General features: G+C 41.3%; 2 protein-coding genes. Both read right to left on the bottom strand.

The annotated features are described in order from the left end of the window. Positions 1 to 809, bottom strand: an 809-nt coding sequence (locus tag ACOVO2_RS03920) for a phosphosulfolactate synthase (protein WP_421768712.1), incomplete at its 3' end; no start/stop codon positions are given. A gap of 299 nt (positions 810 to 1,108) precedes the next feature. After that, positions 1,109 to 2,431, bottom strand: a 1,323-nt coding sequence (locus ACOVO2_RS03915) for a pseudouridine synthase (protein ID WP_421768711.1), incomplete at its 5' end; no start/stop codon positions are given.

Below are 2,431 nucleotides of genomic sequence, written 5' to 3'. Positions count from 1 at the left end.
ATACGCTTATCGCCGCTGTATTTGCCGAGTTTGAAACGTTTCTTGGTTTTTTCTGGTAAGAAATTAGCAAAAGTATCTCCACGAAGTCCGATACGGATGGTTTCGAGTGGAATTACTTCGTTTGGTGCAATATTTCCGAGGTTTACGTTTGTGCCAACCAATTTTACGAAGTAAACTTGTTGTGATTTTTGTGGAGCTTCCCAAATGATTTTTTCGGCCGGAATCGCATGAATGATTTCATCAACCAAACCCTGACGCACTTCACCACTACTACGGAAAAGACCCACATTTCCGCCCTCACGAGCTTCACCGATTACTTTCCAAGCACCTGCATCAAGCTCCGACTGCATCATTTCAATCCATTTGTAGGGAGCAAAAATCTTTTCGGCATCTTTCGAACCTACTTCCGAAAGCACTTTGGCACGAGTAGCCAAACGACGGATGTATTCGCATTTTTCATCGCTCGGAATTTCGATTGAACCATCCGAAACTTCGGCGTGTTCGAGTTTGTATTGGTCTAAAACCCTTAAATAATCTTCAAACTGGTCACGAGCCACGAAAGCCTCGAAAAGTGTTCCTCCGAAATAAATCGGAATACCAGCATCTTGATATACTTTTACTTTATCTTTTAGATTTGGCGTAACAAATGAAGTTGCCCAACCTAATTTTACAATATCTATATGCGGTGCCGAAATCGACAACATATCTTCTACTTCTCTGATACTGAGACCTTTATCCATCACCATCGTTAGGCCAGACTCACGAGGTTTCGCTGTACGTTTCGGGACGTGATTTAAACTATAATTCATCATCTACTTTATCGTTATATTAGAAACATCGGCAAAGATAATAAATTTTGTGTTAAGGGTCTAAGACAAATGGCTTATAAGTCGATAACTATACGTTTGTGTGGGTGAAGTTGCTTTTTTTCAGCACGAAACAGATAATTTTATACCCGAAAAAAACAAAGTCCTGTGAGAAATTCCCACAGGACTTTGAATGTTCTACACCTTCAGTGTCGTAATTAAACCTACCATCTATTTCCCAGAATTGCATGCTGGGCTATTCATGTTTGACCACTTTGTGTTCGTTTGGCTATCTTATAGCATTATAGCATATATTTCAAGCGGATCACTTCTTTTTCGGTCAAGAAACGCCATTTTCCACGTGGAAGGTCTTTTTTGTCAAGGCCAGCATAAGTGGTTCGGTCGAGTTTCAAGACTTCGTAGCCTAAATGCTCAAAAATACGACGTACGATGCGGTTTTTACCACTATGAATCTTGATTCCTACTACTTCGGCATCAGGCGTAACGAGGGCCAATTCATCAGGTTTGATGAAGCCATCTTCCAACTCGATACCGTTAATGATTGCCTCAAAATCTTCGGTTGTAATCGGCTTATCTAATTCAACTTGGTAGATTTTCTTCACTTCGTTTGATGGATGCGAAAGCTTTTCGGCTAATTCTCCATCATTGGTTAGTAGCAATAAACCCGTTGTATTTCTATCCAAACGACCCACCGGATAGATACGCTCTGGACAAGCGTTTTTCACTAAATCCATCACCGTTCTACGCTCATCGGGGTCTTCGGTAGTCGTGATAAAGTCTTTCGGCTTGTTTAATAAAACATATACCAATTTCTCACGACTCAAAATCTTCTTACCGTATTTTACTACATCGTTGGGCTTCACTTTATAACCCATTTCTTTGATTTCCTTGCCATTAACAGTGATTTGTCCAGAAGCGATTAACTCATCTGCGTCACGTCGAGAGGCAATTCCTGCATTAGAAATATAGCGGTTTAGTCTGATTAGCTCATCTTTTCCCGATTCTTTTTCTTCTTTCAAAACTTTCTTTTGAAGTTTCTCGGGTAATCTGCTTTTCAAACGCTCTAAATCGTAGTTAGGAGCTTCTGGTCTCGACGATGTAGCCTGATTTTCTTTTGGCTCAAATTTATTCTTAGGTTTGAAATCTCGGTTATGAGGTTCGTTTTTCTGAAAACGAGGCTTGTCGGCCGAATAAGCATTTTTGCGGTCGTTTGAAGTCGGACGGCCACTATCATCTCTTTTCTTGAAAGGATGTGCGGGCCTATCGCCACCAAATGTTCTTGGTCTATCTTCAAAAGATTTTGGAGCAGCGTCTCTTGTTTCACCATAAGGTTTACGGTCAGAGTTCTCTTCTCGTTTTTGATAAGGACGGTCACTGTTGAAAGGTTTGCGTTCGCCAAATGGCTTACGGTCAGCACTTTCTTCTCGTTTTTGAAAAGGACGGTCGCTGTTGAAAGGTTTGCGTTCGCCAAATGGCTTGCGGTCAGCACTTTCTTCTCGTTTTTGATAAGGACGGTCACTGTTGAAAGGTTTTCTTTCACCGAATGGCTTGCGGTCAGAGCTTTCTTCTCGTTTTTGATAAGGACGGTCGCTGTTGAAGGGTTT

It is taken from the genome of Emticicia sp. (genome assembly GCF_049241225.1).
Classification (GTDB): domain Bacteria; phylum Bacteroidota; class Bacteroidia; order Cytophagales; family Spirosomataceae; genus Emticicia.
The sequence above is the reverse complement of the archived record's forward strand: the minus strand, read 5'-3'. Positions and strand labels throughout refer to the sequence as shown.